The sequence below is a fragment of the Methylomonas koyamae genome (assembly GCF_006483455.1).
Classification (GTDB): domain Bacteria; phylum Pseudomonadota; class Gammaproteobacteria; order Methylococcales; family Methylomonadaceae; genus Methylomonas; species Methylomonas koyamae_B.
The window spans coordinates 75,635-91,695 of record NZ_PPPU01000013.1; the positions used below are offsets into that span (position 1 = coordinate 75,635).

The 16,061-nt window shown below is 46.2% G+C and carries 16 protein-coding genes and 2 pseudogenes; 9 read left to right on the forward strand and 9 right to left on the reverse strand.

Annotated features, from left to right (window positions below; all coding sequences use genetic code 11):
- The first annotated feature begins 17 nt into the window (after positions 1-17).
- Complete coding sequence (locus C2U68_RS07505) at positions 18-344, forward strand: hypothetical protein (protein ID WP_140911879.1); 327 nt, start codon at positions 18-20, stop codon at positions 342-344.
- A gap of 344 nt (positions 345-688) precedes the next feature.
- Here C2U68_RS07505 and C2U68_RS07510 read toward each other — a convergent pair whose 3' ends face one another.
- From C2U68_RS07510 to C2U68_RS07520, 3 genes are all read right to left on the reverse strand, one after another.
- Positions 689-1,009, reverse strand: coding sequence for a type II toxin-antitoxin system RelE/ParE family toxin (locus tag C2U68_RS07510; protein ID WP_140911880.1), 321 nt, complete (start codon positions 1,007-1,009; stop codon positions 689-691).
- A complete protein-coding gene (locus C2U68_RS07515) occupies positions 1,006-1,257 on the reverse strand; it encodes a type II toxin-antitoxin system ParD family antitoxin (protein WP_064023802.1) in 252 nt (83 codons plus the stop codon). The genes C2U68_RS07510 and C2U68_RS07515 overlap by 4 nt, the downstream gene beginning before the upstream one ends.
- A gap of 245 nt (positions 1,258-1,502) precedes the next feature.
- Positions 1,503-2,156 (reverse strand): TIGR02281 family clan AA aspartic protease, encoded by a 654-nt coding sequence (locus C2U68_RS07520; protein ID WP_140911881.1) that lies wholly within the window; start codon positions 2,154-2,156, stop codon positions 1,503-1,505.
- Positions 2,157-2,275: 119 nt separating this feature from the next.
- Here C2U68_RS07520 and C2U68_RS07525 point away from each other — a divergent pair.
- Positions 2,276-3,363 (forward strand): IS3 family transposase gene (locus C2U68_RS07525; protein WP_140911882.1). Its coding sequence is split into 2 segments (ribosomal slippage): positions 2,276-2,540 and positions 2,540-3,363, totalling 1,089 coding nucleotides; the frame shifts between segments, so codons are not numbered across the junction.
- Positions 3,364-3,512: 149 nt separating this feature from the next.
- Here the strand turns inward: C2U68_RS07525 and C2U68_RS07535 are convergent.
- Both C2U68_RS07535 and C2U68_RS07540 read right to left on the reverse strand, forming a co-directional pair.
- Complete coding sequence (locus C2U68_RS07535; protein ID WP_260839256.1) at positions 3,513-3,857, reverse strand: DUF6794 domain-containing protein; 345 nt, start codon at positions 3,855-3,857, stop codon at positions 3,513-3,515.
- 243 nt (positions 3,858-4,100) lie between these two features.
- Positions 4,101-4,982: a class I SAM-dependent DNA methyltransferase gene (locus C2U68_RS07540; protein ID WP_260839257.1), complete on the reverse strand. Its 882-nt coding sequence runs from the start codon at positions 4,980-4,982 to the stop codon at positions 4,101-4,103.
- Positions 4,983-5,399: 417 nt separating this feature from the next.
- Here C2U68_RS07540 and C2U68_RS07545 point away from each other — a divergent pair, with 417 nt between their 5' ends.
- Positions 5,400-6,047, forward strand: a complete 648-nt coding sequence (locus C2U68_RS07545; protein WP_186289532.1) for an NF038129 family PEP-CTERM protein — start codon at positions 5,400-5,402, stop codon at positions 6,045-6,047.
- 177 nt (positions 6,048-6,224) lie between these two features.
- Positions 6,225-7,082 carry a transposase gene (locus tag C2U68_RS07550; RefSeq protein WP_222101882.1) on the forward strand — a complete coding sequence of 286 codons (858 nt, stop codon included), beginning with the start codon at positions 6,225-6,227 and terminating at the stop codon, positions 7,080-7,082.
- 121 nt (positions 7,083-7,203) lie between these two features.
- Here C2U68_RS07550 and C2U68_RS07555 read toward each other — a convergent pair whose 3' ends face one another.
- The 3 genes from C2U68_RS07555 to C2U68_RS07570 form a co-directional block, all read right to left on the reverse strand.
- Entirely contained in the window at positions 7,204-9,813 is a 2,610-nt protein-coding gene (locus C2U68_RS07555; protein ID WP_186289533.1) for a peptidoglycan DD-metalloendopeptidase family protein, read from the reverse strand.
- Between the two features lie 167 nt (positions 9,814-9,980).
- Entirely contained in the window at positions 9,981-10,661 is a 681-nt protein-coding gene (locus tag C2U68_RS07560; RefSeq protein ID WP_140911885.1) for an NF038129 family PEP-CTERM protein, read from the reverse strand.
- A gap of 1,218 nt (positions 10,662-11,879) precedes the next feature.
- A complete protein-coding gene (locus tag C2U68_RS07570) occupies positions 11,880-12,074 on the reverse strand; it encodes a hypothetical protein (protein WP_064023798.1) in 195 nt (64 codons plus the stop codon).
- Positions 12,075-12,274: 200 nt separating this feature from the next.
- Here C2U68_RS07570 and C2U68_RS07575 point away from each other — a divergent pair, with 200 nt between their 5' ends.
- The 3 genes from C2U68_RS07575 to C2U68_RS07585 are packed head-to-tail and all read left to right on the forward strand — an operon-like array spanning position 12,275 to position 13,814.
- The gene (locus tag C2U68_RS07575) at positions 12,275-12,568 is read left to right on the forward strand and encodes a CopG family ribbon-helix-helix protein (RefSeq protein WP_064023797.1); all 294 of its coding nucleotides are present in this window, start codon (positions 12,275-12,277) and stop codon (positions 12,566-12,568) included.
- A gap of 20 nt (positions 12,569-12,588) precedes the next feature.
- A complete protein-coding gene (locus tag C2U68_RS07580; protein ID WP_222101883.1) occupies positions 12,589-12,846 on the forward strand; it encodes a type II toxin-antitoxin system RelE/ParE family toxin in 258 nt (85 codons plus the stop codon).
- Positions 12,846-13,814, forward strand: a complete 969-nt coding sequence (locus C2U68_RS07585) for a tyrosine-type recombinase/integrase (RefSeq protein ID WP_064023795.1) — start codon at positions 12,846-12,848, stop codon at positions 13,812-13,814. Before C2U68_RS07580 ends, C2U68_RS07585 begins: the two co-directional genes overlap by 1 nt.
- A gap of 13 nt (positions 13,815-13,827) precedes the next feature.
- On the opposite strand, the gene C2U68_RS07590 is transcribed toward C2U68_RS07585, so the two are convergent.
- Positions 13,828-14,061 (reverse strand): hypothetical protein, encoded by a 234-nt coding sequence (locus tag C2U68_RS07590; RefSeq protein WP_140911887.1) that lies wholly within the window; start codon positions 14,059-14,061, stop codon positions 13,828-13,830.
- Between C2U68_RS07590 and C2U68_RS07595 the strand changes: the two are divergent.
- Positions 14,011-14,475: pseudogene (locus tag C2U68_RS07595) on the forward strand (SOS response-associated peptidase); the annotation flags it as partial. The gene C2U68_RS07590 and the pseudogene C2U68_RS07595 overlap by 51 nt on opposite strands.
- A gap of 13 nt (positions 14,476-14,488) precedes the next feature.
- Positions 14,489-14,734 (forward strand): annotated as a pseudogene (locus C2U68_RS07600) (transposase); the annotation flags it as partial.
- Between the last annotated feature and the right edge of the window lie 1,327 nt (positions 14,735-16,061).

Consider the following 16,061-nt stretch of genomic DNA (forward strand, 5'->3'; position numbering starts at 1 on the left):
AAGGCGCTCATATGCACGTGAAAAAACATGAAACGTTTACCATCCCCAAAAAACCCTTTATTTGTCTTGGATTGCTACTGATTGGCAGTCAGGCAGGTGTCTATCTGGCTGAAGACTTTTTAATGAAAAATAACCATCTTATTGGGTATATCGTAATTTTCATTCTTGGATATGGTTGCCTGGTTTTCGCCATGATTTTTTACAAGCTATACCATGTTACATGTCCAAGTTGTCTTGGAAAGACGATAACAAAAAATTCAAGAAAAGAAGTTCCAGACAGTTGGAGCGCATACTGTCGCAAATGCAATGTGCTTTGGGATTTAGGTATTGCCAATGGTGACTAAATAGCCGGACGATTAATATTCAGAAAACGGAGATTCGCCGGCTTGAATACGATGAAGATGGTTGCATTTTCGAGTAGAAAATCGATAGTTATAGTATCCCTCGGCGCTCCTTATCGTTTCCTCAAACAACGCATCAATCTTGTCTCGCACTACCCTTCTACGTCGCCATTGCTCTTTGCCTGGAAATGAAAGAACCGAATTTAGGATTAATTCTTCCAACGCTGGCCAGCGCCTAAAGGCCAGAAAAATTTTTTGTCGGCTTTCGGCTTTCGGCTTTCGGCTTTTTTTCCGAATCCTGTTGCTACAGATTTTGAGCATAGCTCTGACGACAATCCACCGAACTATCACTCCTCGTTGAGAAGTATCATAGGCACATTCCTAGCACTGTGTAAAACTAGCAGGACGTCAATATGGTTTTCCCGTTCGAGATAAAATACCAAGTGTTTTTCAAACCCTTCAACTGGCCAAAAACGTAAACCGCTCAGCATGGGTAGGTGGGCATACCGCCGCGAACCAATCCCAGGTTGTTCGCGAATGCGATCAAAAGTTTGCTGTGTGGCCTCCAGAAAGCGCAGCGCCGCGTGGGGGTTGTCGCGGGCGATATAATCCGCCAAAGCGTCGATTTCTGTGTCGGCCAACGGGCGGACACGAACGGGTTTTGTCATTGCCCCGGATGCTTCTGCTGGAGAGCCTCGCGTTTAGCCTTCCAATAGGCATCATCAACGGCAACGGCGGGGCCGGATTCCAAGCCTTCCGCCATGAGCGCGACAATCCGTAGCTCAGCCTGTTGAACCTGATCCTTACGAATCAAGGTGCGGACATACTCGCTGGAGGTGCTATAACCGTGTTCTTGCACCTGTTCATCAACAAATTCCTTCAGGGGTTCGGGGAGGGAAATATTCATCGTGGCCATTGTTCGACCTTAGTAATGGATTCTGTTGCCGATCATGGCAAACTTTGCCAAATGAGTCCAGCAAAAGTCTGTCACCCAGCCAGTCGACTGGCTGGCTCTCCGCCTGATTTAATTTGCAGTTAAAGTGGACCCACAGAAATGGATTGATGGCCTGAGCGAATAAATCCAAGCTAATTTGCATTTAATTTGAGCCGAAATCGGCGATATATTTGAGTTCGATCATTTTTCATTGCGAGCCGTTACATTTAGTGGTCGCTATACGTCGTCGTGCAAACTTGTTGCGCGTTGCAATTTACCGTCTTTTTCACCTTGGTCACTCGCTTAATTTCAGGTGTTGCAATCGGTTGCTCGACGGCCAGTGTGGCCGGTCGAATTGGGACCGGGGACATAACAGGCGCCCTGACTATTTGTTCCGGTGAAGAACCATTGGCCACCAGCGTCATCCTGTTATGGCTTTGGGTAATGGTGAAATATTTCAAGGTGTTCATGCCAACTAAGACTTCATCCAGATGCTGGTTGATCGTCGCATCGAGATTTCTGATTTCCGCATTGCCAATTTTCAGGCTATTGATTTGGGTCAGCCGATCAATCACCTGTCCACCCGCGGTATTGCTATTAATGGGCCTGCCGACCGGTAGATCAGCGGCATCGGCAAAGCGCGCTGGAATGGAGGTCATGGTCGCGCCGGTATCGATCAAAAAAGGCATCGGCACATTATTGATCAACACGGTTCCCCGGAAATGTCCTTGTCGATCGGCCGCTATTTCAAGCCCCCCAGAAATAGGCATAGCAACCGGAGTGTTCCCCGTCGGAATTGAAATAGTCGGCGATACTGGATGGTGTGCGGCTCGCAGCCTTAGAAGCTTATCGGTGCCCAACCAGAGGCTGAAAAGTATCATGGCCGGCGTTAAGAGGTATTTTAAGTTCCCAGAAGACCGGTTGGTCGGTGGGTAATCCCCCCTGAAAAAAGCAGCACTTAAAAGTAGAATTTTCTCGTAACAGACGAAGGAAGTTTTACATGAAGACCTCACGATTTAGTGACAGCCAGATTCTGTCGATTTTGAAGCAAGCGGAAGCCGGCACGCCAGTACCGGAGATCTGCCGCGAACACGGCATCAGTTCCGCGACGTTTTACAAATGGCGTTCCAAATATGGCGGCATGGATGCGTCCTTGATGGCGCGCCTGAAAGAACTGGAAGACGAAAACCGGCGGCTGAAGAAAATGTACGCAGAGGAACGCTTGAAGGCTGAAATCATCAAGGAAGCCCTGGAAAAAAAGGTCTAACGCCATCTTGCCGCCGCGAGATGGCGCAACTCATGATTCAGGCCAAGCGGGCCAGTCTTCGCTTGGTGTGTTCGGCTTTAGGTATCAGCCAGAGCGGTTATCGCTATCAGTCCAAGCTCTCGACGGAAAACGCCGAAATTGCCGACTGGCTGCTACGCCTGACCGACACCCACCGCACCTGGGGCTTTGGATTATGTTACTTGTATTTGCGCAACGTGAAAGGCTTTCGCTGGAATCACAAGCGGGTCTATCGGATTTATCGAGCGTTGGAACTTAACCTGAGGATCAAGCCCAAGAAGCGTTTAGTGCGGGAAACACCGCGGCCCTTGGTCGTCCCGGAGCGGATCAACGCCGTTTGGTCGATGGATTTCATGCATGACCAACTCGCTGATGGGCGGGCGTTTCGCTTGCTCAATGTCATTGACGACTTTAATCGGGAAGGTTTGGGGATAGAAGTGGATTTCTCGTTACCGGCCCTGCGGGTCACCCGCACCTTGGATCGCATCATTGAATGGCGGGGCAAACCCGAGTCGATCCGCTGTGACAATGGACCGGAATATATCAGCGAAACGTTAAAAACGTGGGCTGAGCAACACGGTATTCGGATCGACTATATCCAACCGGGCAACCCGCAACAGAATGCCTACGTTGAACGCTACAACCGAACCGTGCGCTACGAATGGCTGGCCCAGTACCTATTTGAATCGATCGGGCAGGTTCAGGATTTTGCCGAACGCTGGTTATGGACCTACAATCATGAACGGCCCAATATGGCCATCGGCGGAATGACGCCCAAACAAAAATTGGCACTTGCCGCTTAACCTCTACTTTTAGACTCTGCTCAAAATGGGGGGATTACCGGTGGTGGACGGTGTCGGCGCAAATTGTCGAAGTCAGAAACGTTTGCTTTTGATGCCGCCTGATGTCTTTCCCAGTAATAGTCTCGATCTTGTATGCCCATAATACGTCCTTAAGGCTGTAACGCCCGCCATAATGTGCCGATAACCCGACAAGAAGCTTCATCTGAAGAATGAGTCCCGCACGCAGCGAGCAAATAACTGTCCGCCTGATGCAACCAAGCATTCCGGATCAGTAGACCAAGACTAAAATGGAGGTCACACAAATCCTCCTCGGTCATTGCCGCGATAGTTCGTTTATCTTCCTCACGCAAAATCAATAGCAATCTCTCAATCGCATCGGAAAGTGTAGTGGGCTGGCTGTCCAGTTTAACTTTGAAAGCTGACCAAGTGAAAACCGATTGGAACGATCCCAGCAGTAGTGGCAAGTTAAATTTTTTAGATGCATGTTGCCGCAAATTCCTCTCGGCTGCTACGATGCAAGTCACAATCTGAGGAATGACCACGGTACTTGCCAAGCGACACCATTAAAAATGCCCACCTTTCAGGTACTACTGCAAAATCACCAAAGAGGCAGCCAAAGCGAAAGAAGGTACCCTACTTGGCAATACTGGCAGCATTTGCAGCTTTGATTATGCCAAGCCGGGTAAATCATTAGCTGAGAAATGGCTGGCATTTTTATCCACGACGTCAGGTAACCATTAACCCAACACCCCGGCAATCTCCCGAAAACAAGCCAACCCAGCCTCCACATTGTCGATAATCTCGGCGGCGATGTCGTCCGGTTCCGGCAGATTATCCAGGTCGGCCAGCGATTTATCCTTGAGCCAGAAAATGTCCAGACTGGTCTTATCCCGCGCCAGAACTTGCTCATAGCTGAACTTGCGCCAGCGGCCTTCGGGGTTATTTTGTTCGTGCCAGGTTTCGCTGCGCTGGTGGCGGTTGGCCGGGTTGTAGCAGGCGATAAAATCCTGCAAATCCTCAAACCGCAGCGGCTTCTTTTTCAGGGTGTGATGAATATTGGTGCGGTAATCGTAGTACCAGATTTCCTTGGTCCATGGGTTGGGGCTGGCCTCGCGGTTATCGAAGAAAAGCACGTTCGCCTTGACGCCGTTGGCGTAGAAAATGCCGGTCGGCAGCCGCAAAATGGTGTGTAGATCGGTATTCTGCATCAGCTTTTTGCGCACCAACTCGCCGGCGCCGCCTTCGAACAACACGTTATCCAGCACCACCACCGCCGCGCGGCCACTGATTTTCAGCAGGCTGCGAATGTGCTGCACAAAATTAAGCTGCTTGTTGGATGTGGTTGCCCAAAAATCCTGGCGGTTATAAGTCAGATCGTCCTTTTCCTGCTCGCCTTCCTCGTTGGTAAAAGTCATGCTGCTTTTCTTACCAAACGGCGGATTAGCCAGCACGTAATCGACGGCTTCTGCCGGTGGCGCCACCAAGGCATCGTTGGATGAAATGGCGCTATTGCCGTCGATCTCGCCGATGTTATGCAAAAACATATTCATCAAGCACATGCGGCGGGTGTTGGCGACGATTTCGTTACCGTAAAAGGTTTCGTGTTTTAAGAATGCCAACTTCTTTTTATCCAGCGGGTAGTTGGCTTTTAAAAAGTCATAGGTGTAATGGCTTGCATTTGAAAACGGTTCGACTCGTATTTATTGCCGATTTCGGCTCAAATTAACTGCAACTGAAAATCCCGCTAGGCTCAGATTATCTGCAAATGAGCTTGCATTTATCGGTGCCGGCTCGTAATTCATTTCCGCAGGCTCACTTTACTTGCAAATGAAAGCCGCTTCGACTCGCACATGTCCTGATGACCCTCTTCAACCGCACTGTTAGTAGCAGGCGTATTTCCTTTCCTTTTTGAATACACGCTGTACCGTAGTACAGTTTGAGGCCACCGAGCTCAAATGATAAATTCGTCACAAATTTTGCTTAAATATAACCTTTTTGCATTTCTAGCACATAGCCATATTGATTAGGAGAATATGATGAAGAGATTTAACCGCTTGCCGATTTTTTTGGCCTGTCTGCTCGGGATTTTAAGTAGCACCAATACCCACGCAACGGACCTCAATGTCTCCATCGACACATCTACGGTATTCGGCGAATCCGCAATCATCTATTTCGACTTCATCAGCGGCGGCAATTCCATCGGTAATTTAAGTTCAATTACATCCTTTGCCACTGATGGCATTCTTGGTGCCACATCAGTTCAAGGCGATGTAACAGGCGACTTACTATCAACTGTAGCCTTAAATACGACTTCGAACTTTTTCAATGAATTTGCTCAGGGTATAACCTTTGGCAATCACCTGTCATTTAATGTGAACTTTACTGAAAATGCGCCTGATCCATTAGGCACACCGGATGCATTTTCTATTTTTGCCTATGATGGTTTAGGCAACACACTCCCTATTACCACCGATCCAACGGGTAGCAACGCACTATTCCTATTCAATATTGACGGTAGCACTAACGGCAATTTGAATGTTTACACACTGCTAGATGGCAGCAGTCCATGGCAAGTTACACCTTTAACTTCTGTGCCCCTACCTTCGGCGGCTTGGCTGTTGGTGTCCGGGTTAATGGGCATGGGATTGGGCACCAAGAGAAACAGCAAAGTGCACTTATCGTAGTAAAAATTATTCAATAAATGACTAGGGAACGTCCTAGATCGAACAAGCTTTCACCCGGAGCAGAAGCATGCGGCACTGGAAGAGACCATCAACATCGACACCACCGTCCAGGAAAAGAACATCACCTATCCGACTGACGGCAAACTGGCGATCAAAATCATCAATCGCCTGAACAAATTGGCCAAAGCTTACGGCATTCAACAACGCCGCACCTATCAAAAAGAAGTCAAAGACTTACGCCTGAAACTGCGCCACTTTCGCCACGTCAGTCGCCGCGCCAAAGCCAAGAAAGCCTTGAAACGCCTGCGCACCATTGCTCATGCCTTAATCCGGGAACTGCGAAGAACCTTGCCGTGCTACGCCTTGTTCGAGCGGCACCAGAAAGAGTTTCTGTTCTACGAGCGCGTACTGAATCAGCAACCCAAAGCCCACGACAAAATCTATTCATTGCATGAACCGGATGTGTACTGCATCGGCAAAGGCAAGGATCACAAGCCCTACGAATACGGAAACAAAGTCTCGATAGCCGCGACGGCCAACTCCAACGTCATCGTCGGCGTGGTCAGCCATGCGCAAAACCTGCATGACAGTAAAACCTTGCCAGAGGTTCTGGCGCATTGCCAAGCCAGTCGCGGCAAGGCTGTCAAAGCCGGCGTCTGCGATCGAGGCTATCGCGGTCCCAAGTCCGTTGGTGAGACGCAGATCATTTTGCCCGCACCACCTTTGAAGCGCGACAACCGCTACCAGCAAGACAAAAAACGCAAGCGCTGCCGACGCCGCGCGGCGATAGAACCCATCATCGGTCATCTCAAAGCCGACTTTCGTTTAAGCAGAAACTTCTTCAAAGGCGTCATCGGCGACCACATCAACGTGTTGATGGCGGCTGTCGCTTGGAATTTCAGCCTCTGGATGAGGCTGTTTTTTACCCTGCGGATACACGGCATCACCACCCCAGTCGCCATCAAGCGACTACTCGCCGCCTGGCAATGGCAAATCTTTCGCAACCGACCTGAGGCTTTACCTTTTAGCATCTGAGAATCACGAAGGGCTAATCAGACAATAGCCAGGAATCTTTTTTCAGGATCGACTACATATAAAAATATCCTCATTAATTAACAGAGGATATTTTTATAAACATAACATATAATTTTATTTTTTATTGATCTTTTTGAAAAATGAAAGGACGGTAATAGCTATCATAAACTATTTGTAGTTTGCCATTATTTGTTTGCAAATAAGCGCCGGAGGTAAAACCATTAGCAAATTTTAGTGATATAGAGCTTCCGTATGTTTCCCAGTGCGTCTTACTTGGCTCAGGAGTTCTCTGAACTAATTGACCACCACCATACATCTCGATGTCAAAAGTACCATCGTTATATAGAATAAGGCTAGAAGTAGCGTCATAAATTGGATATTGTCCGTAAAGCCTGATTTTATCAGGATTACATCCTAGTGATATTAATTTAGAGTAAGTATCGACTACAAATCCGAAATATCCTGTTATATACTCAGTACATTGATATTGATCTTCTTGTTTTAAACAATCAGGATAAGTACCTGCTTGAAAGTAATAATCCTTACATACAGAACCACTACCCGAATGAAATAAAATAAGATGATATGTTCCTGCTGCTAATGGGTTAAAAAAAACATTAACATTTTTTGGCTTTCCATCCATAGTAATCGTACACGTGCCACTGTTGCCATCTGGCGCAATAGATTGAGAAGCACAGTCGCCTGACCAGCTTGAAACGATATATCCAGAGTCAGGTTTTGCTGTCAGAGTTACACTTCCGGAATTTGAAAATGATGAAGAACAATTCTGGTCGCTACCAGTTTTACAGGTAATTCCTTCTGGTGTCGATGTTACTGTCCCTTTACCTGTGCTTCCTTTTGTTGCGTCAACTGTGACAACAGAAGCTTTAATTTGCCATTCAACTAAACTATGACAATAATTTAATCGGAATGAACACATTTCAAGGTTAACTGTTACCTTATTCTTTGTAATCATGTCAGTGACGGAGCCGACTCCCTGTGCCGCTTTTTCAATAGCTGTTCCCAATGAAATAGGTCCAGAGTTATAGTCGATTTGAGCGACAGAAGAAATTATACTTAACATTGAACCGTTTGGTCCTGATGGGAGTGGTTCTAAGTTGGCTCCAGAGAACCCATATTGATTAACACCGATTGCTGATTTTCTCCAGTTTATAGGTAATTGTATAAGATCAGTTGCTGATAATGTGTTGAGTGTGGATTGATCTTTGCCATTAACACGTAATTTCAAATATAATGTTAATCCTTTATTGGCGCTATCAATATTTTTTAAAATAGTGTCTGCATTCAAAATAAGTGGCAGACTATCGCTTGGATCACTTGGCAACAGATATTGACTCATATCATTTAGAAGTAATGGTCTAGGATCGATAGGTGTAACTATCCCTAAACCACCTGGCTCATCCAGTCCTACTTCAAAATGTAAATGGGGTTTATTGCAAGTTGCTGTTGCTCCACTTTTAGCAATTAATGTCCCGCCAGGAGCAGAATCAGGCTCATGAGCAATGATTTCAGATAAGTGCCGATAGTATGTATAAAAATCATCACCATGGTTAAGAACTATTGTCTTTCCATGTTCGCCACATTTTATTGCACTTTCTTGACCATCGTTAAGTACTGTCGTGTTATTTCCTTCAACACTATATACTGGTGTTCCAGTTATAACTGCTAAATCCACACCTTTATGCGCTGTGTTAGTGGCTTTTCGCAATAACTGATACCCACTAACAAATAGATCAAAAGCACTTACGTTCATCTGTGGCAGTGGAGTTCTTGCATCGAACGCAAAAGATGTTCCACCATTTTGCATTGAAAGGCTTGCTTGGAAATTAATCGTATTAGAGGAGCTTATATCGATGGCGGCACTAGCATCTGGTTTGATGCTGTATTGTGGAACGTTTAATAATTCTCTAATTTTATCTGAGCTGTTTGGTAATTTTGTGACTAGGGCTATTTCAATGATCGGATCGTTAGGATCAAATGGGACAGGTGAAAATGCTGATGGGTCAAGAGTTGAGCATACTGCATCCTGATTTCCGCAAACATTTGCTTCTAAAAGCTCTAAAGTATCGATGATGTCACCCTCATCATTGTCTACTTTGATATATGACGCGTATTTAAAAACGTTAGGTGATGTTGCGATATTTGTTGGAAGTGACTGAATTAGTTGTACTGGCTGTCCTAAAGGTGTTGATGATTTAATTCTCAGCTGCGTAATATTATATGGTTTATAGCCAGGCAAATTATTTATAAGATTTGTCAGAATAGGCGATGAAACTTTTGAAATTTGTATTGCATTATTTGAGAATGTATTGGGCGGAATATGAAGTGTAGCCACTCCAGGCAATGTTATATCACCACCGGCGCTATCAATTATGGTAGTAACTTGGTCAGAGGTTATGGATGGAGTTATATATGCAAAAATTTGTACCGAATAATTAATGGCCTTATTATTAGGATTATTGAATGCCAAAATAATATTATTAACAACGGCTGAAGGAGCCAAAGTTCCATTTGTAACATTTACACTAATTTGAGGATTCCCATTAGCATCTGTTGCAGTGGCATTAGCTAGTGTAACTCCAGCTGGTAAGCCTGTTATTGAAATTGCTAAAGGGCCTTGTACTGGTATGGTTGTATTAGTAATGGTTAGTGTAGAATTATAAGTCTTAGTTGTTCTATTGAGCACAAACCCAGATTTCATAATCTGCATCTGACCTGTCACGTCAATTGGTATTTTTTGAACAGTCGCGAAGCTTAGGCTCGACCAACTTAATATTGCTATCAATAATAGTATGACACGTCCCATAATCGACCTCTCATTATTTTATATGTCGAACACCTAAGTGATTATAAAATTTACTATTTTTATAATATTTTTTAATCAAAAATAAGTTTTTTATATTTTATATTAATAATGTAAATAATAAAAATACCAATAACCACCAACCATAATATAGGAGGCTCTGACACTGTATTAGTATTAGGGTTTATTTGTTGGATTGACCAAGTGACTTGATTGATGGTGTTAGGATTTGCTGCATATACACTCAGGTTTCCAGTTGATGTGCCGTCTATATTCAACAAAAATAGAGAATCCGCTCCAGTTGGATCACTGGTATTGAACAATGGCATATATGACTTATCAAGTAAAAATAATGATAGAGCGTCAGGAATTGAACCTGAAAACTCTTGTGTAACTGTTAGGTAAAATGTAATCGAATTCCCCAAAGAGATAGGCTGTATGATTTCGTTAAAAAACGACGTATTCTGAAGGAATGCGTTACTTGTTAAATCACCTGTTGCATCCCCACTAAGCATAGCTGTCCCTGATGATATTGAGCCGTCAGTAAGAAAGTCAAAAATGATAACCGTATTAAGAGTGGGGCTATCGCCAGGAATTAAGTCAAAAGCAATCAACGCGTCTGTATTAGCAAATAATGACGTGTTGACGGTTGCGCTGTAGGTTGTGGATGCCGCATGAACGGGTGATGAAATAAATAGAACTGTACATGTAACTATCAATAAGACTTGTCTGATGATTAAGCTGAGTTGCCTCATTACGTTTTCTCCATATCAAAATACTAGAGTTATTGTTGTGAAACGTAACACAGAATATGCATTTCTCAAAGGTATATACAATGCACAGAAGTACTACTGGTTTTAGACCTATTGGTTGCTTTTTTCATCTAATAAGTCCAGCGTGATGACACAGCTGAATCCACAGCTTATGAGGTATGTTCGTTTCATTGTTCATCCACTTTCGAATTGTTCTAGCGCCATTCTTTTTTAGGTTAAGTTCCTTTGCAGCGACACTACAGCTAAATCCGGCAAGTTTTAAAGCTTCGGCAACTTCTTGGCCGGTTGGTACTGTCCAGGAAGGACTGAACGGTTGTAGGCATTCTTGCCTGATCGTATTTGTTGAATTGCTCATTTACGATTAATTAAAAGATTAATTAAGATTAGAAGAATAAGGCCGGTAAAAAATTGAAATAACCTATAAAAAACAATAAGATGGAAAACTCATATGCCCCCTATTCCTACCTAGGAGTGTGCAAAAATATATAAAACCAAACTTCCTGCCCCCTAACAGGTTGGTGAAAAACCATATTTGAGACGCTAATTTTGCTCAATCGAACCAGCATTTAGTAGGAAAGCAGCTTCATCGCCACTAAATATAGAGTCATTCAAAGCCAAAAAAGAGTTTTTCACCAACCTGCTAAACCTACCTATGTCGCCCCTTATACCTACCGGAAAAAAATTAACCCGCCCCTTATACCTACCGGAGACCTAGGCAACATGCCCCCTATACCTACTTGAATGGCTATTTGAATTGCAGTGAACTTTATAAAGAATTGATGTCCGCCCCCTAAACCTACTGCATTCCGCTCCCTATACCTACCGAAAAACAAGGTTACTCGCCCCTTATTCCTACCTGTAATTTCTGGTTTATGGTTAGGAAATTATCCCGCCCCCTAAACCTACTTATTAACGGCTGTAGTTGTCTGACCGCCAGATTGAAGTTGTAACCTCTTATTAGATGCTTTCATGTCTTTAATAAACTCAGATGCAGGATAAAAGGTATAGACAACGTCTAATTGTAGCGGCTTGCAATCGAAAACCCACAAACCAGCAATCAGCGCAATTTTCGACCGGAATTAACTGCAACTGACGGGCGCTCAAACCGAGATTATTTGCAACTGAACCTGCAATCGTTGTCGCAAACCTGCAATCATCCGCCGTAAACCAGGATTATTTGCAACTGAAACCCTAGCGAATTCAGATCGGTAATCCAGCCAAGCGCATGCGATCCAGTAACTCGCTGGCACGAACCGGATCAAGTTGGTTAGCGAACAGCGCTTTGATTTCAGCAGGTTTGGCGTCGAAGTTCTGCACCAATTCCCGTAGACCATAGCCTTGCCGGGTGATAGTGGCCTCCATATCGTCCAAATGCTCGCCATGGGTCGACCTCATTAATGGACTCTGCCTTCGATCATGGCAAATTTTGCCAAAGCCGTCCAGTAAAATCCGGCCTCTTATCTCGACCAAATTCGAACCCATTTACTATTGATAACGTATTTTATCAATAGTAATATACCGACAAAAATCCCGTGAGCTGAGCAACATTGACACTTGTTGTTACTCAGTGTAAATAAGTGGCATGAGGTGCCACCATGAAACAAACTGACACACTATCAAAGACCATCAGCACCGGCATCAAGCTGGACGAGACTCTTCATGCTCGACTGAAGCTACTGAGCCAGGCCAAAGACCGAACGCCTCACTGGCTGATGAAGGCCGCCATCGAGGAATATGTCGAACGCGAAGAAGCGTATGAGCGTGAAAAGCGCGAAGACATGGAGCGTTGGCAGAAATACCAACAAACCGGCCATGCCATACCAAATGAAGCCGTCGATGCCTGGCTCTCATCCTGGGGAAGCGAAAGTGAGCTATCGTGTCCCAAATAGTCTGGCTTCCCGACGCCTTGATGGATGTCGAGCGCTTGCGGGCATTCCTTCAAGAAAAGAATCCAAAGGCTGCCGCGCGCGCCGGGCAAACGTTACGCGATGGGGCCAGCGCTCTTGCTGGCTTCCCCCAGATTGGACGCCCCATGAATGATGGATCGGAGCGTCGAGAACTCTTTTTGCCGTTCGGCGCCGGCGCCTATGTTCTGCGTTACCGGATTAATGGCGATACTGTCGTCATTATTCGGGTTTGGCATAGCAAGGAAAAGCGGGAGGCTTGATGGACCGGCCCGATAAAGCGATCACGCTTTCCTCCACCAGCAACCGGCTCCTGACCGCCGAAGACTTCCGCCGGCTGTCCGACGTACCGCCCGAGGTCGAGTGGTTCGCCAACCTGACCAATCCGCAAACCCGCCGCGCGTACCAAAATGCCGTTGAAGACTTCATGCGTTTCACTGGCATCCAACGACCGGAAGAATTCCGCGACGTGGCCCGAGCGCATGTCATCGCCTGGCGGGATGATTTGGGTAACCGGGTTTTGAACGGTACCACCATTCGGCACCGGTTATCGGCCTTGTCCTCGCTGTTTGATTATCTGTGCGACAAAAACGCAGTGATTCATAACCCGGTTAAAGGTGTCAAACGACCCAAAGTCGATAGCGGCGAAGGCCGGACACCGGCACTGGGCGACCACCAAGCCCGCGAACTGTTGGATGCTCCAGAAGGCGATACGCTAAAAAACAAGCGAGACCGGGCTATCCTGGCGACACTGCTCTATCACGCCCTGCGCCGTGACGAGCTGTGCAAGCTCAAGGTTAAAGACTTCAAACATGAGCGACGCGGCGTGCCGCATTTAAAAGTCTCCGGCAAAGGCGGCAAAACCCGCTATGTGCCGCTGCACCCTGCGGCAAGCGCCCTGGTGCATGACTATCTTGAACTAGCCGGACATGCAGGAGATGAAAACGGCGCCCTGTTTCGACCAGTCAGTCACAACACGAAAGACAATGGCGGCAAGTCGATCACCGCCGATGGCGTCTATAAGATCGTGCGGACCTATTCAGCACAGCTTGGCTTTGAAATCGGAGCGCATTCGCTGCGGGCGACGGCGGCCACGAATGCCCTTGATCACCAGGCCGACATAGCTAAGGTTCAGGAATGGCTGGGCCACGCCAATATCTCAACAACGCGCATTTACGATCACCGGAAAACTCGGCCCGAGGATAGTCCGACGTTTAAGGTGAGTTATTGATTGGCAGACAAATTTATTGGATACGCAAAGCCAACCCTTGACCATCGCTTGAAACACCAGGCCTTGCTATTGTCATTCTAAAAATCTGATATGACCCGATCATCGCCAGACGCTTACGAAACTTAGAACCTTCACGCGCAAAAATGTCGACGTAACGAGAAATAGATTTGTAGGCTACATATTGAGGGTTGTCAATATGTGCGGTCGCTACAACCTCACGGCAACGCCGGAAAGCATAGCTGAACATTTTCAGTTGCCACGTTTGCCGCGCTTTCAACCCAGCTACAACATTACACCTGCGCAAAAGATCCTGTGCATCGTTGAGCTAGACGACCAATCGTTGAAATCGGTAAACCTGTTTTGGGGCTTAGTGCCGTCATGGTCTAAGGATGATAAAAACAGCCATCACCTGATCAACGCCCGTGCGGAAGCCATCAGAGAAAAACCCAGTTTTCGCGCAGCCTTCCATAAACGCCGTTGCTTAATTGTCGCAAACGGATTTTATGAGTGGCAGAAATTGGAATAGCACAAACAAGCCTTTCATATTCACCGCCAAGACAATCAGTTATTTGCCTTTGCTGGGCTTTGGGAACATTGGGAGCACGAAGCAAAAACGCTCTATTCCTGTACCATCATCACGACCGCAGCTATCTCCAATATATTGTATTGTCCCCATGCGCGGCGCCGACATCACTCAAGAAGACCTGTTCAGTTACCGAACCCTGGAAAGCCGAATTCCGAAGAAGCACCCCTTGCGCAAGCTGCGCAAAGTCGTCGACCTGTTACTCGCCACGCTCAACGACGAGTTCGACGCGCTCTACGCCCGTCGCGGTCGAGATTCCATTCCGCCGGAACGCCTACTGCGGGCGAGTTTGTTGCAAGTGCTATTTTCCATCCGCTCGGAGCGGCAGTTGGTGGAGCATACCCCCATGGTGGAAGCCGTTCAATCATCGCGTCCGTACTCAGTCCGATCTGAATTTTACTGACTCACGAATTTAGTTGCTTTCACGGCATATTTCCCGATCACGGAATCCGAACAACGTCCTTCGAAGTGATCCGCGCTGACGGCGACTGCGACAACACAGCCCCCCTTGAAGGCATTTGTGATTGATAGGAAAAGGAGAGTTGCTGTCCTTGGACAACGCCATTCCCCAATAAATTACCTAAGGGTCCTGATATTGAATTTATATAAACCAAACCTTCCGACTCCATCAGTTGCAGCTAATTCCGGTCAAAAAATGCTCTAATTTCAGGTTTGCGGGTTGTCGATTGCAAGCCGCTACACATACGCCGTGGCCTATCTCCTTAATTTTGGCGGTTTTGGTTTACTGCAGTTGTGTACCGTCCGTCCCAATTTTGACTCAGCAAGCCCGTCTTTCGCTCAAGCACGCGTGATTGGCTGATTCCCGCGGTTGCTCTGGCTTCCGTACGTTTGTAGACATAAATACAAAATAATTTATTCAGTGTTTCACTGAAATAATTTACTATTACGAAGAACAACTACTGATTATTATCCTTATCAGCAGTAGCCGCATTAAACCTTGATATATTTGTGTAGTCTTATAACCAAGTGAATATCAAAAGAATTCTGCGGCCCTCCCCCGTTTTAACGACCAATCTAGCTCCGGTTACTCCGAATAAATGCGAAAGCCCTCTTATCTGGCCCCCTGCCTATTTCATGACAGTCCGTCAAATATGTCGCCGCAAGCCGCACGGGGCCAGAGAGCGGTGCTGCATTAGGTTTTGATATTGACACCTATTCGATCGGCTAATCCGAAAAGTGTGTCGTAAGCTTCGGCGTCGCCCAACAAGCTGCGTGAATTCCTTTCCGACTTAATAGGAATGCAGTTACCAAAATCCACGACAGCGCGTGTGGAATCGTCTTGCCTGGATATTCGGCACAGCCCTTGGATTTGTGGACAGTGATGATGGAAGACCTCGGCCCACTTGCTGTGGCCGGATATTGGTCCTTCTCGGTATCGATGAGTTGAAACTACTGATTGACCATAACAGTTGAATGAACCTGGTCAACTAACTTGCCATTTTCGAAGTTCTTAAAACCTGCTGTGTAAGGGACATCGTGAAACACTCTCTCTATGCAAGCACATTTCATCGCCGTCCCACCTTACAGCGCGGGAAAGGTTTACACAATTTATCTTGAATAGGACTAAAACGCACATTCCCATGTATGCTCGGATCGGATTGGCGCTTAGATGGAGCCTGTGGAAAACCTCACTCTTCGTAAGC